Origin of the sequence: Paenibacillus sp. DS2015, assembly GCF_050433705.1 — a bacterium.
Taxonomy (GTDB): Bacteria; Bacillota; Bacilli; order Paenibacillales; family Paenibacillaceae; genus Paenibacillus_AQ.
Window position 1 is genome coordinate 249913 of the sequence record NZ_JBNPWS010000003.1, and the last position, 17980, is coordinate 267892.

General features: G+C 41.8%; 17 protein-coding genes. 10 read left to right on the forward strand and 7 right to left on the reverse strand.

Translation table 11 applies throughout. The annotated features are described in order from the left end of the window. Positions 1-22 precede the first annotated feature (22 nt). Complete coding sequence (locus tag J2T13_RS04740) at positions 23-964, reverse strand: sugar kinase (RefSeq protein ID WP_429368823.1); 942 nt, start codon at positions 962-964, stop codon at positions 23-25. Positions 965-1357: 393 nt separating this feature from the next. On the opposite strand from J2T13_RS04740, the gene kduI reads away from it, so the two are divergent. From kduI to J2T13_RS04765, 5 genes are all read left to right on the forward strand, one after another. Continuing rightward, on the forward strand, positions 1358-2188 hold the full coding sequence (gene kduI, locus J2T13_RS04745; protein WP_429368825.1) for a 5-dehydro-4-deoxy-D-glucuronate isomerase: 831 nt from the start codon (positions 1358-1360) through the stop codon (positions 2186-2188). 33 nt (positions 2189-2221) lie between these two features. Then, positions 2222-2860 (forward strand): bifunctional 2-keto-4-hydroxyglutarate aldolase/2-keto-3-deoxy-6-phosphogluconate aldolase, encoded by a 639-nt coding sequence (locus J2T13_RS04750; RefSeq protein WP_429368827.1) that lies wholly within the window; start codon positions 2222-2224, stop codon positions 2858-2860. Positions 2861-2892: 32 nt separating this feature from the next. Next, positions 2893-3669 (forward strand): 2-dehydro-3-deoxy-D-gluconate 5-dehydrogenase KduD, encoded by a 777-nt coding sequence (gene kduD / locus J2T13_RS04755; RefSeq protein WP_429368931.1) that lies wholly within the window; start codon positions 2893-2895, stop codon positions 3667-3669. Positions 3670-3681: 12 nt separating this feature from the next. Then, on the forward strand, positions 3682-4131 hold the full coding sequence (locus J2T13_RS04760) for a YhcH/YjgK/YiaL family protein (RefSeq protein ID WP_429368829.1): 450 nt from the start codon (positions 3682-3684) through the stop codon (positions 4129-4131). A 154-nt stretch (positions 4132-4285) separates the two neighbouring features. Continuing rightward, the gene (locus tag J2T13_RS04765; RefSeq protein ID WP_429368831.1) at positions 4286-5224 is read left to right on the forward strand and encodes a helix-turn-helix transcriptional regulator; all 939 of its coding nucleotides are present in this window, start codon (positions 4286-4288) and stop codon (positions 5222-5224) included. A 158-nt stretch (positions 5225-5382) separates the two neighbouring features. Here J2T13_RS04765 and J2T13_RS04770 read toward each other — a convergent pair whose 3' ends face one another. From J2T13_RS04770 to J2T13_RS04795, 6 genes are all read right to left on the reverse strand, one after another. Further along, the gene (locus J2T13_RS04770) at positions 5383-5829 is read right to left on the reverse strand and encodes a hypothetical protein (RefSeq protein WP_429368833.1); all 447 of its coding nucleotides are present in this window, start codon (positions 5827-5829) and stop codon (positions 5383-5385) included. Positions 5830-5853: 24 nt separating this feature from the next. Further along, positions 5854-6831 carry an ABC transporter ATP-binding protein gene (locus J2T13_RS04775; protein ID WP_429368835.1) on the reverse strand — a complete coding sequence of 326 codons (978 nt, stop codon included), beginning with the start codon at positions 6829-6831 and terminating at the stop codon, positions 5854-5856. Further along, a complete protein-coding gene (locus tag J2T13_RS04780; RefSeq protein WP_429368837.1) occupies positions 6828-7835 on the reverse strand; it encodes an ABC transporter ATP-binding protein in 1008 nt (335 codons plus the stop codon). Before J2T13_RS04780 ends, J2T13_RS04775 begins: the two co-directional genes overlap by 4 nt. A 76-nt stretch (positions 7836-7911) precedes the next feature. Continuing rightward, positions 7912-8757: an ABC transporter permease gene (locus J2T13_RS04785; protein ID WP_429368839.1), complete on the reverse strand. Its 846-nt coding sequence runs from the start codon at positions 8755-8757 to the stop codon at positions 7912-7914. Between the two features lie 8 nt (positions 8758-8765). Continuing rightward, positions 8766-9713 carry an ABC transporter permease gene (locus tag J2T13_RS04790; protein WP_429368841.1) on the reverse strand — a complete coding sequence of 316 codons (948 nt, stop codon included), beginning with the start codon at positions 9711-9713 and terminating at the stop codon, positions 8766-8768. A gap of 62 nt (positions 9714-9775) precedes the next feature. Continuing rightward, positions 9776-11377 carry an ABC transporter substrate-binding protein gene (locus J2T13_RS04795; RefSeq protein ID WP_429368843.1) on the reverse strand — a complete coding sequence of 534 codons (1602 nt, stop codon included), beginning with the start codon at positions 11375-11377 and terminating at the stop codon, positions 9776-9778. 273 nt (positions 11378-11650) lie between these two features. Between J2T13_RS04795 and J2T13_RS04800 the strand changes: the two genes are divergently transcribed. The 5 genes from J2T13_RS04800 (at position 11651) to J2T13_RS04820 (ending at position 17557) form a co-directional block, all read left to right on the forward strand. Next, complete coding sequence (locus tag J2T13_RS04800; protein WP_429368845.1) at positions 11651-14329, forward strand: discoidin domain-containing protein; 2679 nt, start codon at positions 11651-11653, stop codon at positions 14327-14329. A gap of 569 nt (positions 14330-14898) precedes the next feature. Then, complete coding sequence (locus J2T13_RS04805) at positions 14899-16185, forward strand: ArnT family glycosyltransferase (protein WP_429368846.1); 1287 nt, start codon at positions 14899-14901, stop codon at positions 16183-16185. Next, on the forward strand, positions 16178-16879 hold the full coding sequence (locus J2T13_RS04810; protein ID WP_429368848.1) for a glycosyltransferase family 2 protein: 702 nt from the start codon (positions 16178-16180) through the stop codon (positions 16877-16879). The genes J2T13_RS04805 and J2T13_RS04810 overlap by 8 nt, the downstream gene beginning before the upstream one ends. Then, positions 16876-17229, forward strand: coding sequence for a DUF2304 domain-containing protein (locus J2T13_RS04815; RefSeq protein ID WP_429368850.1), 354 nt, complete (start codon positions 16876-16878; stop codon positions 17227-17229). The genes J2T13_RS04810 and J2T13_RS04815 overlap by 4 nt, the downstream gene beginning before the upstream one ends. Further along, positions 17213-17557, forward strand: coding sequence for an EamA family transporter (locus J2T13_RS04820; RefSeq protein WP_429368852.1), 345 nt, complete (start codon positions 17213-17215; stop codon positions 17555-17557). Before J2T13_RS04815 ends, J2T13_RS04820 begins: the two co-directional genes overlap by 17 nt. Positions 17558-17980 lie beyond the last annotated feature (423 nt).

The window sequence follows — 17980 nt, forward strand, 5'->3', positions numbered from 1 at the left end:
CTCCTCCAGTAAAGGGGGAATATTATGCCATGAATGCTTCCAAACCCTCACGTGTGGGTAGCCCATCACTATCTCCTGGTGACATGACAGCCAGAGCACCAATGGCATTTCCTCGTCTCGTAGCTTCCTCAACCGAAAGTCCATCTAGAAAGGCACTAACAACGCCAACGGCAAACCCATCACCCGCGCCAACGGTATCTACCACTTCTGCAACGGGGAAGCCATTTACGTAGCCTTCTTGATCGGCAGTTTTATAGTAAGCACCCTCTGCGCCTAACTTAATGATAACGAGAGGAATACCCCGATCTAGATAAAAGGAGGCAATATCCTCTGGTTTCTCCAACCCAGTTAACGTTTTCCCCTCATTTATCCCTGGGAGGAACCAATCACAATTAGAAGCTAAGTCGTTAATAGTGTTCACCATCGTTGGCGTATCATACCACAATTTAGGACGTAGATTAGGATCAAATGAGATGGTTTTACCTAATCTCTTCATGAATTTCATCGCATGGATAGAAAATTCGTGACAATCTTTGGATAAGGCTGCCGATATGCTTGTCATATGCATATGTCTAGCGGAGGAGAAATAATCTTCATTGAAATCAGATATGTTTAATTTAGAAGCTGCGGAATTTTTTCTGAAATACTCCACAACAGGATCTCCTGTTAGAACTTTGGATTTCACCAGCATCCCCGTTGAATATTCTTCTGTAAATACGACACTTTGTGTATCAATTTGTTCCTTCTTTAGCGCCTCGATGATGAATTCACCGAAGTTATCCTTTCCGAGCTTAGTGACTAAGCCAACATCCAATCCTAAACGTGACAATCCTGTTGATACATTCGTTTCTGCTCCTGCAAGAGCTTTGGAAAAAGAGAAAGTTTCATGTAGTAGTCCGGGTTCATTGGCATAAAACATCGTCATAGGTTCTCCAAATGTAACTACGTCCAAAGGTTTATTCATTATAAATGCCTCCTTATAGTGTGTGAGTTCATGTGTTGTTGCATCATGTTTGATTCGTTTATTTATCCTATTTAATTATAAAAGTTTATCTGACATCCATTTAAATATTCTTAATAATAAGGCTCATTTAGAAATTATCACATAAATCGGTTTTTAACAATAACAACTTCGATGTCTTCACGCTCAAATATTATTTTTGATTAAAAAATATGACTTGTAACTAGCGTTAAATATAGGTTTTTGATAAATATATATTATTTATTTATAAAAAACGTTAAATATGATATTGACTGAATCCATTTAATTAATTAGTATTTCAAGTGAGGTTACCAAATATATTTATTAATTTTACTAAACTTATTGCATTTTATTTATGCGGGAGGAATTCTTAATATGGAAAAACGTTACTCTACTCATCCAGAACAAGCTAAGTTTTTTATGACGGAAGAATTACGCAGTCATTATCTGGTCCAGGAACTATTCGTTCCGGATGAAGTGAAGCTATGTTATACACATGAAGATCGTCTTATTGTCGGTGGTATCTTTCCAGTGAATGGACCTGTTCGTTTAGAAGGATACGATGAAATTAAAGCGGATTACTTCTTACAGCGTCGTGAATTAGGTGTGTTTAATGTTGGGGGCAGCGGCAAGGTGACTGTGGATGGGGAGACCTACTCCTTAGATCTGAAGGATTGTTTATATATTGGATTAGGAAACAAAGAACTTATCTTTGAAAGCGATTCAAGCCAGGCTCCAGCTAAGTTCTATCTCGTATCTGCTACGGCTCACCAAACCTATCCAACTCAAAAACAAACGTTCAAAGATGTAGCAGCAGAGAGTTTAGGAAGCCCAGAGACTGCCAATAGTCGTGTTCTTCGCAGATATATTCATGAGGATGGTATTCAGAGTTGTCAATTGTGTATGGGTATGACGGCACTGCAAGCAGGTAGCGTATGGAACTCGATGCCGACACATGTTCATGATCGACGTAGTGAAGTGTATTTCTATTTCGAATTGGATGAACAAGCGAGAATGTTCCATATGATGGGTGAGCCGAGCCAGACTCGACACATTGTGATGAAGAATGATGAAGCGGTTATTTCCCCTCCATGGTCTATTCATTGTGGAACAGCGACGAACAATTATACCTTCATCTGGGCAATGGCTGGAGAGAACTACACATATAAAGATATGGATGCAGTTGCGATAGATGAGATTCGCTAATTATATTTTTTACAAGGGAGGGACTTTAAGTAGATGAAGAAAATTAAAGTATTACAGAATATTGCATCTGTAGGGGTTGTTGCTGTTATTCGAGCCGATACTCCCGAAGCAGCCGTTCGGATGTCGGAGGCTTGTATTGAGGGAGGTCTCAACAATATTGAAGTGACCTTTACAACACCTAATGCAGATGAGGCCATTCGAACTCTCGTCAAGAAATACGGAGATAAGGCAGTCATTGGAGCGGGTACGGTACTTGATCCTATAACAGCTAGAATATCCATATTAGCAGGTGCTGAATTTGTAGTAAGTCCCTCTTTTGAAGAAGAAACAGCTAAGATGTGTAATCTGTATGGCATTCCATACATGCCAGGTTGTCTGACCTTGAATGAAATGAAGGAAGCGCTGAAACTTGGCGTAGATGTACTGAAACTATTCCCTGGTAGCGCCTTTGGAGCAGACTACATTAAGGCGGTTAAAGGACCGATGCCTCATGTACAAATTATGCCTACGGGTGGCGTGGATCTGAACAACATGGAACAGTGGATTCGTAATGGATGCATCGCGGTCGGTATTGGTGGGAATTTAACGGCTCCTGCCAAAGACGATCGTTACGATCTTATTACTGAATTAGCGGCACAATATGTAGCCAAATTCCAAGAAATTAAGGCTTGAAAGATATAGCTAATATTTAGGAGGGATAAATGATGAGTTTAAACGAATTTTCATTAGATTTTTTCAACTTGCAAGGAAAGACAGCGATTGTAACTGGGGGGAATACGGGTCTAGGTCAAGGGTACGCCGTGGCACTGGCTAAAGCAGGAGCAGACCTATTTGTGGTTACTTATGACAAGAACTGGGATGAGACTAGAGTCATGATCGAGAAGGAAGGTCGTAAAGTTGTTTTTCACCAAGCTGACCTTTCCCAAAAAGAAGCTATTCCAGTTGTTGTTGAAGAATGTCTGAAAGCTTTTGGTAAGATCGACATTCTGGTTAACAATGCAGGTACAATTCGTAGAGCACCGCTACTTGAGTACAAGGCAGAAGATTGGGATGCTGTAATGGCAATCAACCTAGATGCCGTGTATTTCTTGAGTCAAGAGGTTGCTAAAGTCATGGTAGAACAAAAAAGCGGGAAAATCATCAACATCGCTTCGATGTTATCTTTCCAAGGCGGTAAATTCGTACCTTCTTATACAGCTAGTAAGCATGCCGTTGCGGGGATTACCAAGGCTTTCGCTAATGAATTAGCGATTCATAACGTACAGATCAATGCGATTGCACCGGGATATATTGCAACAGCGAACACAGCGCCTATCCGTAGTGACGAGGTGCGTAATCAAGAGATTCTGTCCCGAATTCCTGCAGGCCGTTGGGCAGAGCCGTTTGATCTTATGGGCGTAGTTGTTTTCTTATCGAGTAGAGCATCCGATTATATGAATGGACATATTCTAGCTGTAGACGGCGGATGGCTTGTACGCTAAGGGGGATTCAAGATGATCGTTGATCGCTTAAGTTATCTTTTGAAACAGCATCCATTGGATTCAAAAATCTATCAAGGTGTGCATTTTCTTGAAAATACTGATTTCTCTGAACAATCTGTGGGCGTACATGAGGTCGATGATGAAATCTTCTATGTGGTTGCTGAATATGAAACCAAAGGCGCAGAAGAATGCTTCTGGGAAGCTCATCAGAAATATCTGGACTTACATTATATTATTGAGGGTAGCGAACAGATTGGTTATGAGCAGATTGAACGTCTTACGGTAAAAGAGGCGTACAATGAAGAGAAGGATGCCGAATTCTTCAGCGGAGAAGTGAACTCTGCTGTTGCAGTATATGCAGGGGATGTGTTGGTATGTTACCCCCAAGATGGGCATATGACCGGGATTGCTATACAGGAGAAGGTTAAGGTTAGAAAAGTGATTTTGAAGGTTAAGATCTAGATGTGAAATACGTTATCATCATGTAATATATATTGAGCAAACAAACAGCAACACCATGAGTATAGGTGTTGCTGTTTGTGTTGTTATAAAGTGGTTGCGCTAAAATAACTTCAATATGTAATAATGATAGAAAAAGTAGAAATGAGAGATATAGATGAAGCTTGATCGCTTGCTTTCAATCGTTATATTGCTAGTAAATCGCGGGAGAGTTCAAGCTAAAGAATTAGCAGAGTTGTTTGAAGTGTCAGTACGAACGATCTATCGCGATGTGGATGCTATTAATCAAGCGGGTATTCCAGTGGTTACCTATCAAGGTGCCAATGGTGGGATTGGACTGGTGGAAGGATATCGGCTGGATCGTAATGTGCTAACGAATCATGACATGGCGAATATCGTTACGGCGCTGCAGAGTATTTCTACGTCCTCCTTTAGTAAGAGTCATCAAATCCTATTGGACAAAATCAACAGCATCATTCCACATTCACATATGGAACAATTCGACTTTCAGACGAGTCAATTTATTGTCGACTTCTCTGCATGGGGTCAGCGTGGGGAGTTGGAGGGAAATCTCAAGCTACTCAAGCAGGCCATTGAGAAGGTACATGTCGTATCTTTTACATATAGTAATGCGCAGGGGGAGCAGCGGGTACGGTCTGTAGAACCTTATACGATAGTGATGAAGAATCAACAATGGTATCTATATGCATTTTGCCAGTATCGACAGGCTTTCAGGCTGTTCAAGTTATTACGAATGAAGGATGTCGTAGAAAAGGAAATTCCATATGAGCGGCAACCCGTCTCGTTCGATCCTCCTCCGTGGCAACAGGAATGGACTGCACCAGAGAGTGGCATTCGCCTTGTTCTTCGGTTTAACGAGAAAGCTAAGCATTTGGCAGAAGAATGGTTCGGTGTGGAAGAGCTTATAGAGGATGTAAAAGGTTTCTATACGGTAACGCCATCTTATCCTGAGGATCAATGGTTATATGGCTTTATTCTTAGCTTTGGACAAGACGTAGAAGTGGTCGAGCCACAGCACATCCGCGATATCATTCAAGGAATAGCTAAGAAAATATCAGGTCAATATGAGGCATGAGAAGTACTTAAGAATCCGTAAGGTTTTTAAAGTACATAGGAAAGCGTCAAATAGCGCTAAAACATGAGTATTTGGAAAAAATCAATTGGGTTATTTAAATACAAGAAGAACCCATGGTTTCATAAGAAACTAGGGTTCTTCTTGTATCATTATACGTATTAATCTTCCTGTCCACGTAGAACCAAGGAAACTTCTTGAATTCCTTCACGAAGAGGCTTTTCTAATACGACCCAATTGACGGCAAGAGACTGCCTTAACTGGGTTAATTGGTGTTCATCTAGATGAAGCTCATCGATTCTGTTGTCACCGAATTTAAAGTCTACATGGGCTTGGAGATTGAATTTCTCCTCAACCCAGATTTTCAGACCATTTCGGGTGTTAAAGGTCATTCGATATCCTTCAAGTGCCTGTTCAATCTGCTCAGCATGTTCCTCAGCATAGGTGAAGAAATCTCCATATTGGTAATGTTCTCCTTCTGCATTCTTAAGTAGGATGGGATCCTTTAAGCGTACAGCTTCTCTGATCTGTACCTCATCGAGCAGTACTTTTCTGGCGTGTTCTAGTAAAATTGCAGTATGTTGTGAAATTTTGATTTCATTACTCATGCTATAACTCCGCCTTTCGTTCAACTAATATAAATGACATGCTGTATAATGACCTGGTGAAATCTCAGTCCATTGAGGTTCTTCTTGACGACAACGATCATGTGCCATAGGACATCTCGAGGCGAATTTACAGCCTTGAAAATCCTGCAATGGGCTTGGCAGATCTCCTGTAATTATAGGAGCGGATAGTTGCTGAGCCAGCTTCGGATCGGGTTGCGGAATGGCTTCAAGCAGAGCTTGAGTGTAAGGATGTGCTGGGTGATCATATAGCTCATCACTTGGAGCGAGCTCTACGAGTTTACCGAGATACATCACGCCGATACGATCAGAGATATGACGCACCATAGATAGATCATGCGCAATAAATAGATAGGTTAAGCCGAATTCTGCTTGGAGATCTTCAAGCATATTGACGACTTGAGCTTGAACAGACACATCGAGTGCTGATATGGGTTCATCACATAATATGAATTCAGGACGAACGGACAGGGCCCTCGCAATACTGATCCGTTGGCGTTGACCTCCACTGAATTCATGTGGATAACGTAGGGCATGTTCCGATTTCAAACCCACTTTCTCGAGTAATTCTAATACAGTATCTTGGCGATCTTGCTTGCTACCGATGCCGTGAATTTCCATAGGTTCGCTAATGAGCTGGGCGACGTTCATCCCTGGATTCAGTGATGAATAGGGATCTTGGAAAATCGTTTGCATTCTTTTACGGAAGGGCTTCAACTGCCGTTCATTCATTGTAGCAATATTGTGGCCATCGAAATAAACTTCACCATCTGTCACATCATATAAGCGTACAATACTGCGACCTGTCGTTGATTTACCACATCCGGACTCTCCCACTAATCCGAAGGTTTCCCCTCGACTGATGTGAAAGGTAAGATCATCCACGGCCTTTAGCATATTTCGACCACTACTTCCGGCTCCACGTGCAGGGAAATACTTCTTCAATCCGCGTACGTCTAGTAGAATCTCTGGATTTGGATTCATGTTGTATCCCCCTCTCTCCATTTCGCATCATTGCCTTCAGTAGGTTCATAGAGCCAACAAAGAGTACGATGTTCTTCATTGAAGTCGACATAGTGAGGCATCGTTTTGCAGATGTCTCCTGCATGGGGACATCGCTCCATGAAAGGACAACCCGAAGGAGGGTCAAGAAGATCCGGTGGGGTTCCTTCTATCGTAGATAACCGCTGCCGCCCCCCGGTGGTCACTCGGGGAATAGATTTCAACAATCCTTGTGTATAAGGATGACGTGGATGTTCGAAGATTTCTTCCACGGTTCCTTCTTCCATGATCAGACCGCCATACATGACGATCACCCGTGTACATACCTGTGCAACCACGCCGAGATCATGTGTAATTAATAGAATAGCTGTATTTGTTCGTTCCTTAAGTTGCTTCATAAGTCCTAGAATTTGCGCTTGAATGGTGACATCCAGTGCCGTAGTTGGTTCATCTGCAATGAGAAGCTGAGGGTTACATGACAGAGCCATAGCAATCATGACCCGTTGTCGCATTCCTCCGCTGAACTCATGTGGATACTGATCAATTCGTTGTTCTGGTGCAGGAATACCAACTTCACGAAGCAGTTCAATCGCCCGCTGTCTTGCGGCATGTTTGTCTAACTTACGATGACGTCTAATAACCTCAATTAATTGCTTTCCTACACGAATAACAGGATTTAGAGAAGTCATAGGGTCCTGAAAGATCATTGAAATTTCGTTACCCCGAATTCGGCGCAACTCTTTGTCAGACATGGCTGCTAGATTCTTACCGTTAAAAATGACTTGTCCGTTAGTGATTTTACCTGGAGGCTGGATTAATCCGATGATCGATTTAGCTGTCACACTTTTGCCACTTCCAGATTCTCCAACAATTCCAATTACGTCTCCAGCTTGTACATTAAAGCTAACGCCTCTGACAGACTGGACTTCGCCAGCACGGGTCATAAACGAGGTCTTTAAATTTCGGACAGATAGTAAGTCGGTCATATACTCCTCACTCCAATATATCTAAATGAATATTCCATAAGAGGTTTGTTCTAATACTCATCAGCTTAGTTATTAATTATCGTTTATTCGCTTTCGGTTCAAAGGCTACTCTGAATACATCGCCAAGAAAATTGAAAGATAGTACAGTCAGTAGTATAAATACCCCAGGAATAATGGCTAAATAGGGAGCATCACTCATGAAGCCCTGTGCATCATTTAACATACTTCCCCAAGAGGAATTAGGCTGCTTCACACCGAGTCCTAGAAAGCTAAGGGAAGATTCCATAAGGATCGCTGAAGCAATATTAATCGTGGCAGAGACAATAATAGTAGGCATAATATTTGGAATAATATGCTTTAGAATAATACGAAACTTGCTTTGGCCCGATACGCGGGCATATAACACATATTCACGTTCTTTGACCGAAAGTGTCTCAGCCCTTACGATTCTCGCAATCCCCATCCAACTAAGTGCGCCGATAATAACAATGATTGTTCCAATCCCTGGTTTCATATAGGCGTTTAATATGAGCATGAGAAAAAAAGAGGGAATGGCCATGAGTACATCAACACCTCGCATGAGTAAGTTGTCTACCCAGCCTCCGAAGTAACCACTAATCGTACCTACCGCCATGCCTAGCGAGACAGAGATAACCATCGAGAGAAACCCGACACTTAGAGATATTCGGCCCCCATATAAAGCCCTGGCAAAATAATCGCGACCGTAATCATCTGTTCCGAACCAATGGTTAGAATCTGGCTGCTTCAATCGATCAAGTACAACGATTTGATTGGGATCATATCGAGATAGAAAAGCAAACGCTGCTGCAATGGCAAATAGCATCAGAACAGCTATAGCTACTATACCTATCTTTTGTTCTCGTAATTGTGAAGTTATATTACGCCATCTAATTGAATTCATGTTGCTTCTCACCCCGTTTTGATACGTGGATCGACCACGCCGTATAAGATGTCCGCCACCAGATTACCCACAACGAGCATGATGGAGGAGAGCATCGTAATGCCCATAATAATAGGGTAATCGAGCCCATATACTGCTGTAATACCTAGAGAACCCATACCTGGCCAAGAGAATACCGATTCCGTTATGAAGGCTCCGGCAATGAGCTCTGGAAGAGACATTCCTAGAATGGTAATGACGGGTAAGAGCACATTCTTGAGGACATGCTTCCACAATACGGTTCCCGTCGTAGAACCATAGGCATATTGGATTTGCACATAATCTTCTTCCAACTGACTGATGGTATTCGATCTGATATATCTCATATAGACAGAAACGTTCATATAGAGGAGTACTGTCACAGGTAGAATGGCATGCTTGATAATATCTAGGATAGAGTCAGAACCTACCGTTCGCATGCCCATACTAGGAAGCCAATGGAGCTTGACAGCGAACAAATAGATGAGCATGATACCGAACCAGAAGCTCGGAATGGAAATCCCAATATAAGAAAATAAGCTGAGAATGCGGTCAATAGGGCGATTCTTACGTGATCCTGCATACATACTTAATGGAATAGCAATGAGCAGAGATAGAAATAATCCTGCACCCATAAGTCCTATTGTAGCAGGCAGACGCGTTAATATTTGATCCATCACGGGACGATGATTAACTAATGAGTAACCAAGGTCACCTGTGAGTACATTTTTGAGCCACAATAAATATTGAACATACACAGGTTTATCAAGACCTAAGTTCTGGCGAATACGTTCAACGTCCTCCGCTCCCATATTGGGTGTAACAAAAGAAAGAACCGGATCTCCCGGTGCAAGCTTGATAAGCGCGAACGATATAATTGAAATAAACAAAAGAAGGGGGACGGCTTGTCCAACCCTTCGTAAGATAAATCTTTTCAAGCCATACCCCTCCGGACCAACGCCGACCGTTGCCGGTCGGCATGTATTGTAAGAAAACTAAATTATTTTTTGTGTATTTGGGATAAATCTTCGAGCATTACGACAGGTTTCGGTGTAGCTTCTTCTATACCCGCATAGGTATTGTCTACGGCAACGATCGCCTTGGTGTAGGCAATAGGATATACAGTCATTTCATTAGCCACAGTTTGTTGGATTTGTTTATATAATTCCTCGCGTTTCGCAGGATCAACTTCTACAGCGGCAGCATCCCATAGTTTGTCGAAATCAGCATTTTTATAATGTGAATAGTTATAGGCAGCTTCGCTTTGGAATAGAGTCTTGTAAGCGTCCGGTTCGAATCCCATAATGTAGCCACCAAAGGATAGTTCGAAATCTTTGTTATTCAAATCTAGTGTTCTATTACCGTATGCTGTACCATCCATTGGCAACAATTCCACTTCAATGCCTACATCTTTCAGTTTTTGCTGAATGTATAGAGCCTGACTTTCTTGCGGTTTGTTAGTGTTTGTATAAGCTAAACGTATTTTTAGGTTGCTAACTCCAGCATCGGCAAGCAGTTGTTTAGCCTTATCCAAGTTGTAGTCATACTTCTCTAGATCGTTCGTTTGATACAATGTATCTGGTGTAAGAATAGAAGCAGCAGGTTCTGCAAATTCATCTGAAGTATAGGAAGCTGTAATGATTTCATTCTTATCAAGAGCGTAAGCAATGGCTTGACGCACTTCTTTCTTCTGCATAGCCTCGGTATTTAGATTGAAAGCCATATATTGAAGACGACCTTCAGAATAAGTTAACAAATTGAACTTTCCGGTATCATTCAGTTTTTTGTAATCTTGTGTATCTACCATACGCATTTGAATTTCGCCATTCTGAAGTGCTAGATTAGCCGCATTCGTATCTTTAGCGACACGATAAGTTACCGTATCCAAGTGAGCTTTTCCTGCAAAATAATCATCGAATCTTTCCAACGTGACATATTCGCCAGCGCGATATTCTTTGAACTTGAAGGGACCTGAACCTACAGGAGCATTGTTCTTGTCGCTCTTCTCAATATCTGTAACACCAGCATAAATATGCTCTGGAATCGGGAAGAATTGTACAAGAGCTCCGTCAAAAGCAGCGGTTACTTCTGGAAGAATAAATTCTACTGTCAAATCATCCACTTTGTTTACTTTGATCGGCTTATCGTTCAATACGAATTGGCTACGAAGAAAGCTATGTTGATTCTCATCTAGAATACTATTCGCTGTGAACACGATATCATCGGCGTTGAGTGCTTCACCATCATGCCATTTCAATCCGTCACGTAATTTAATAGTATAAGTAAGGTTATCCTCAGATACTGTCACATCTTCAGCAAGTACATAAGTTTTCTTACCGTCATTAATATTGAATAATGGAGCGTATAACGATTGATCGATAGTAAGAGTCACTCGGTCGCCCGCATAGATTGGATTCATAACTTTAGGATCATCTTGAACTGCGATGATGATCGAACCGCCATCCTTGGGTTCGCCTGAATCTGTTGAAGTCGTATCTTGTGGTGCCGCAGTATTTGTCTGTGCGTTGTTGTTACCGCCGCATGCACTAAGTACTAATACTAGAGCAAGGACTGCGGTTAACCAAAGTTTTCTGTGTTTCATGTAAATCCCCCTAAGATGTAAGTAATATATACTCTATTATAACGATCTTTTTCGACAAAACAAGACATTTAAACCTAGTTTTCTTATTGGTTATATTTAATTTTCGGTTATTGGGTATGAATTTCCATTTGAAACTAGAAGTACTGTGGTGGAAGTAATAACAATAACAGTAACAAAACACATTCCCATCATTTAAAAAGACATGTTACTTCATAACTGTACAATGTAATATGTATGCGATTGCAAAACGAAGTGAGAGGCGGGAATTTATTAATGGGATGGATGAAAAAAGCGGGTCTAAGTCTTATGGTTATATTGCTATTCTCGCCGGTGTTCCCTACTGGGAAGAAGCAAGAAGTTAAGGCAACCGGAGATCCAAATGCAAATCTGGTTCTCGGTAAGACTGCAAAAGCTAGTTCTGGCACAGCATTGAATGCCATCGATGGTAGTGCTGTGACATTGTGGCAGCCGGCTGCGGCAGATAGGCAGGACGATATGAATGTCTGGATATCTGTCGATATGGGAAGGCAAGAAACATTCAACAAGGCCCTAATTAATCTTAACCGTGCGGATAATCTGAAGGATTATCAAATTCTATACTCTGATGACGGAACAACTTGGAATCAGGCTTACAGCAAAGATAAAGATATTAGTTCTACGGAGGCAGCTATGTTCAGTAGCGTTACAGCTAGATACATGAAAGTAAATTTCAACCTGAGCAAGGACTTGAATGTTCAACTGTCGGAACTTGCGGTATATAACAGCATCGAACCACCTGCTCCAGTTGACCTGAAGCGTATCTATTTCGTGGATGCAGAAGGAAAAGAATATCTTAACAACGGTGAAATTAGCTTAAATAAAGGAGATATAGGATCGCTTATACTCAAAGGGCAATTGGATTCCGGACAGGAAGTGGATCTGCAGGAGGTCGCCAGAACCTATAAATCTTCAACAGCAGATGTATCCATAGACCCTTCTGGTACGGTAACAGCCAACCAGATTGGAGCCTCGCTCATTCATGGCGTGGTTCAGACATCTAAGGATCTGCAAACAGATGATCTATGGATTGTCGTCGATGATCCTAATGCATTCAAGGATGAGACTTACGTGGTTCAATCTACGCTGTCACACCCGCGGATGAAGACAGAAATCGGACAGGCTGCCATGATAGAGCCAGAGGATGTATACCCTACGGTTTCCACGACTTCTAATGTGAATGGAAAGTTAAGTGGTGAGCTTATCCTAGACGGCACTTCTGTGATTGCCAAGTTGCCAACAGTAGCTTTGGTTAATGGAGACACTAAACAGTGGACACCACCGGGGAAGGCAAACGTAGCAGGGCAGTATGAAATCCGTCTGCGAATTGAACAGAATGGCAAAGCACCGGTGTATGATACATTCCATTTCACCGTATGGGAACTGAACAAAATTCCTAAGAACCAGAGCCAAATTGCCTTTCTAGGGAAAGATGACAAACTGGTCTATGTCGGCGACTTTAGAGGCAATCGAATTCTAGACTTCTCTAATGCGGGTTACATGGGCGGAGGTGTGAAGATTCCGGATGTGAAAGTTAGGGTTACGGTTCAGCCACAGGATGGTGATGATACGGCCCGCATCCAGGCGGCAATCGATCAGGTAGCCCAAATGCCTATCGGAACCGACAGTTTTCGCGGGGCAGTCCTGCTGAAGAAAGGGAAGTATGAAATCGCTGGAACGTTGACAATTCAGGTAGGAGGAATTGTTCTCCGAGGAGAGGGTCAAGATGAAAAGGGGACCCTTATTTACGGAACAGGCACGAATCCACGAAATCTGGTTGAGGTTGGCAAGAATGTCGGGCTCACATTGGATAACGATTCAAAGAAGGAGATTACGGATCTATACGTCCCTTCTGGGGCGCGTACTTTCAACGTAGATGATGCTAGTGGCTACCATCTGGGAGATCAGATTGTTGTCCGCCGTGTAGGGAATAAGAACTGGATTCATGCTATCGGTATGGATTATATCTATAACCGTCCGGGAGGCACAGCTAGTCAGTGGTCTCCGTTTAACCTAGATTATGACCGGTTGATAACAGCAATCGACGGTAATAAGATCACTGTAGATGCGCCATTAGCCAGCGCTGTTGAGCGCCAATGGGGTGGGGGACAAATCTTTAAGTATACTGATGATACCCGTATTCAACAGGTCGGGGTCGAGAATATGAGGGTCGATACCGAATATGATCCAAGTATTAAGGACACGGTCATGGATAACGGTACGACAGATCCATATGATGCAGATGAACAACATGCAGAGCGCTTCGTTGTGTTCAACAGTGTCAAGAATGGCTGGGTACGTAATGTAACAGGCTATCATCTATCGTATTCTCTGGTGCAGATGGGTCGGAATAGCAAGTGGATTACTGTACAGGATAGCCAAATGTACGATATGGTCAGCATTATCACCGGCGGACGCCGGTATGTGATTCATCAGATGGGACAGTTAAATCTGGCACAGCGGATATACACGGAGACGGCTCGTCACGGTTTTGTTGTAGATAGTCGGGTTTCGGGGCCGAATGTCTTTCTAGAAGGCGAAGCAGCCAAAAACTATAATACTAGCGAACCTCATCACCGCTGGTCTGTAGGTGGGTTATTCGATAATATCAAAGCACCTATTTCTATTCGTGACCGAGGATGGTTGGGTAGCGGCCATGGTTGGGCAGGGGCGAATTATGTCTCATGGAATACAGAAGGAGAACTGACATCTCAGCAACCTCCAACAGCACAGAATTACAGCATCGGTCATGTCGGTCAGAAAGTGCCGGGGCTTGTTCCAAGTGAGTATGATGCCCGTCCGAGAAGTGAAGGTTATTGGGAGAGTCTTGGCAAGCACGTCAAGGTAGAAAGCTTGTATAAGCAGCAATTATTGGAGCGACTGGGCAAGAAGGCACTAGATAATATTAAACGTTAAAAGATAAATGCTGACTAGCTGATGAATTCATATTCAGGCTTAAACTTAACTTATAGCCATGTATATCTACTGTAGACGTATCCCGTTTTTTGGGTGCTGTTTGCGGGGGTGTCCATGGCTTTATGTATGAGTGTTCACTATATTTTGACTCCAGAGAAGGCATCATACCAGGGTATCGTCAAGTTGATAGAAGTGAATGAGAAACGCAGACATCCGAAGCCAACGCTACACAATCTGTCCGGTTTACAAGCTTTAATATATAAAAAGAAGAGGTACAGCCCTACAGATATATTAAATACGTTTCAGTCTTTATATGAAAAAGGCTACATATGATGTAATCGTGAAAAGTATTTGCAAGTTGAAACAATAAAACTACTGAATGGCCACTTCAGTAAACTTAACTTGAATATACTTCCTTAATCTATTGTATTTTAAAACATTTACATATAAAGTATAACAAACTCTCATATTACAAATAGATACATATTATAACTAATTGTGGATTTTTTTTGAAGACCCAACTTTCTTAGCTTAGGATTGCAAATTTATTTTCAACGGAGGTTAAAATTTTGTTTTCTACTTATTTCAAGGAAGCTAACACAATACGATTCTTGCTGATCGTATCATCTGCTGTATTTCTTATATCAATGATCGTCGTACTGGTCCATGGCGACCGTCTCCTGCTGGGAGATCCTCTTAAGCTCAATAATGATGATGTTAAATATATTCACAGTGCAAGAGTGCTCATTAATGAAAGCACTCTTGCCTATAATTCAGGAAACGAGCCTTCCACTTTTATTATGCCAGGGTTACCCATTGCTTTAAGCGGATTTATGGCGATTTTTGGGGAACAGTACAGCGGTGTAACAGCTTTTAGAATCTTTCAAGCCTTTCTGCAGGCGCTTTGTATTTTTCCAGTATATTATATCGCTAGGTATACCTTCAATCATCGTGCCGCTATTATCACCTCACTATTAGCCGCTGCATATCTTCCAGATTACTTTACTTCCGGTTCTATTCTGACCGAGTCTATCTTCCGTTTTATCGTCCTGATTCTTTTGTGTGTCATGATCACTGCTCTTCATACCAAAAAAATGGGTTGGTACATTGGCGTGGGGTTGCTAACTGCATCGGCAGCCTATTTTAAGCCGCAAGCATCATTATTTCCGTGCATGATGCTAATTCTATGGTTAGTTCACCGCTATTCGTTTAAAGAAATCGTTCGGTTCACGCTCACTATCATTGGCGCCTATATCGTCCTACTGGTCCCGTGGTGGATTCGAAATTACATAACCTTTGGCCATTTTATTTTGTTTACAAGTTCTGCTGGGAGTCCGTTCCTTCTTGGAACACGAATTCAGTACCAGCCTCCGTCTGCCGGATTTTTTGCCGCTTTCCCACAGTATGAGCCCAATACCATCTTTATCGGTTCCGATCGAGAGGCGGTTACCAAAGGATTGGATATTCTAAAATACGGCTTGGTACATGAACCATTAAGATATATTCATCATTATACCATCGGCAGATTGCATTCCCTCTATATGGTTCCATTCTACTTGCATGATATTTTCTCAATTAAAAAAAACATTGTTAGTAATATGCAAATTATGATTGTTTTGGGTGGCCTCATAGGTATGTTTTGGGCGTGTATTCGTAAGACTGGGAAGACTTTGCTTCCGGTTCTTCTGACGGTATTTTATTTTACCGCTGTCCAACTCCCATTTGTTGCGATGTCCAGATACGGTTACCCAATGGCAATGTTTTTTCTATTATTTGCGAGCTACATGATCTACGAAGTAATATCGGTCTTTCAAACGGAAAAAACCAATAAAATAGAGGTGAAGGAGTATGTTTAAAGTGCTGGTTATCATCCCGGCATATAATGAGGAGTTGAGCATACAGTACGTCATCCGTGAGATCCAGAGTCATATGCCCGCTGCTGATATACTTGTCATTAATGACGGATCAACAGATAATACGGAGGCTGTGGCAAGAGGAGAAGGGACTAAAGTACTTAGCATGCCCTTTAATGTAGGGATTGGAGCTTCCATGCAAACGGGGTATATTTACGCCCGGGATAATGGATATGATGTCGCTGTGCAAATGGATGCTGACGGTCAACATGCCGCGACAGACCTTCCAAAGCTTTTGTCTAGAGTAAAAGAAAACGATCTGGTTATCGGATCACGTTTTCTGGAACAAACGTCCTATCGTTCTCCGCTCATGCGGAAAGTGGGTATACGTTTTTTCTCTCTGCTAGTCAGCCTCGTCACGAGACAACGGTTTACGGATACAACCAGTGGATTTCGTGCAGCAGGACAAAGGGTCATTGCGATTTATGCAGACTACTATCCAATGGATTATCCTGAAGTGGAGTCCATCGTTTATCTCACCAGCAGGAAATGTAAACTGGTTGAAGTCAAGGTTGAAATGCGCCAAAGAGAAGCCGGAAAATCATCCATTACACCTGTTAAATCAGCCTACTATATGGTGAAGGTGACCTTGTCGGTTCTCATAAGTGTGGTCCGCTTCAGTGAGGTGAAATCATGATCAATATTTACCTTCTATCCATCTTATTTTCCGTTCTTTTTTTGATTGTGATTCTTGAACTGGTAAGGCGTCGAAAATTAAAAGAGCAATATTCTTTGCTCTGGATATTGATGGGTGTCTTGCTTTTGATCATTTCTATGAATGTGAGATTAATAGAAAAGCTTGCCATTTGGCTACATATCGAATATGCTCCTGCGCTACTATTTCTGTTTGGTTTATTATTTTGTTTCGTATTCATTTTGCATTTGACTCTTGTTGTTACCAAGCTCAGCCAGCAGGTTTTACGCTTAACACAAGTAATAACAATTTTAAAAGGAAAGGAATCTGATCTTCATGAACAGCATCAGTAGCTATATTATTTTGCTCCTTAACATTATCCTGCTTGTGTTCGGGCAAATTCTATTTAAACTTGGACTTCAAAATAGCGGTGGGCTCCACTGGTTGAGGCTGGTAACCTCCATTCATATCTGGAGCGGGCTATGTCTCTATGGTATTGCAACAGTCTTGTGGTTCATTGTTCTATCCAAATTGCCACTGAGCATTGCTTATCCTCTGCAGAGCTTTGCCTATGTTCTAGCCTTAATTCCAGCCTTTTTTCTATTTCATGAAACGATTAATTTAACCAAAGTAATCGGGATCGCCGTTATTATGTTTGGTGCTTATTTAATTGTAAAATGAAATAATAAATATTATTTTGGAAAAATGACCATGAGGTAACGCTAGAACATGAAGCATTGCTACGCTTACGCTATCGCTCCATCTACGCCAACCATCATATTCTATGAAGTAGACCGGAACCATGATTACACTCTGCTAATTCCATTGACGGTCAATGAAAAAATATCGAATTAACGTCCGCGTCTGTTTCATTAACAGCACAGTAAAAAAGCATACAAAAAGTGGAATATCAATTTTTCAATTTCCACTTTTTGTTGCATTCGGCCAGAGTTACCTCAATCATCAACCTAATCTGTTGTTCACAGCGAATCGCCAAAGTGCTAACTGAGTTTACGCTTCGTCCGCCTTGCAGTGACATTAAGCCACTGCAAGGCCAAGAGAGTCTGATGCCGCCTGGGTAGGTACATATCGATTCGTATTTTA

What these genes read in the sequence shown, in the direction of transcription:
- J2T13_RS04740 (WP_429368823.1), bottom strand. Translation starts at nt 964, where the DNA reads ATGAATAAACCTTTGGACGTAGTTACATTTGGAGAACCTATGACGATG.
- kduI (WP_429368825.1), top strand. Translation starts at nt 1,358, where the DNA reads ATGGAAAAACGTTACTCTACTCATCCAGAACAAGCTAAGTTTTTTATG.
- J2T13_RS04750 (WP_429368827.1), top strand. Translation starts at nt 2,222, where the DNA reads ATGAAGAAAATTAAAGTATTACAGAATATTGCATCTGTAGGGGTTGTT.
- kduD (WP_429368931.1), top strand. Translation starts at nt 2,893, where the DNA reads ATGAGTTTAAACGAATTTTCATTAGATTTTTTCAACTTGCAAGGAAAG.
- J2T13_RS04760 (WP_429368829.1), top strand. Translation starts at nt 3,682, where the DNA reads ATGATCGTTGATCGCTTAAGTTATCTTTTGAAACAGCATCCATTGGAT.
- J2T13_RS04765 (WP_429368831.1), top strand. Translation starts at nt 4,286, where the DNA reads ATGAAGCTTGATCGCTTGCTTTCAATCGTTATATTGCTAGTAAATCGC.
- J2T13_RS04770 (WP_429368833.1), bottom strand. Translation starts at nt 5,829, where the DNA reads ATGAGTAATGAAATCAAAATTTCACAACATACTGCAATTTTACTAGAA.
- J2T13_RS04775 (WP_429368835.1), bottom strand. Translation starts at nt 6,831, where the DNA reads ATGAATCCAAATCCAGAGATTCTACTAGACGTACGCGGATTGAAGAAG.
- J2T13_RS04780 (WP_429368837.1), bottom strand. Translation starts at nt 7,835, where the DNA reads ATGACCGACTTACTATCTGTCCGAAATTTAAAGACCTCGTTTATGACC.
- J2T13_RS04785 (WP_429368839.1), bottom strand. Translation starts at nt 8,757, where the DNA reads ATGAATTCAATTAGATGGCGTAATATAACTTCACAATTACGAGAACAA.
- J2T13_RS04795 (WP_429368843.1), bottom strand. Translation starts at nt 11,377, where the DNA reads ATGAAACACAGAAAACTTTGGTTAACCGCAGTCCTTGCTCTAGTATTA.
- J2T13_RS04800 (WP_429368845.1), top strand. Translation starts at nt 11,651, where the DNA reads ATGGGATGGATGAAAAAAGCGGGTCTAAGTCTTATGGTTATATTGCTA.
- J2T13_RS04810 (WP_429368848.1), top strand. Translation starts at nt 16,178, where the DNA reads ATGTTTAAAGTGCTGGTTATCATCCCGGCATATAATGAGGAGTTGAGC.
- J2T13_RS04815 (WP_429368850.1), top strand. Translation starts at nt 16,876, where the DNA reads ATGATCAATATTTACCTTCTATCCATCTTATTTTCCGTTCTTTTTTTG.
- J2T13_RS04820 (WP_429368852.1), top strand. Translation starts at nt 17,213, where the DNA reads ATGAACAGCATCAGTAGCTATATTATTTTGCTCCTTAACATTATCCTG.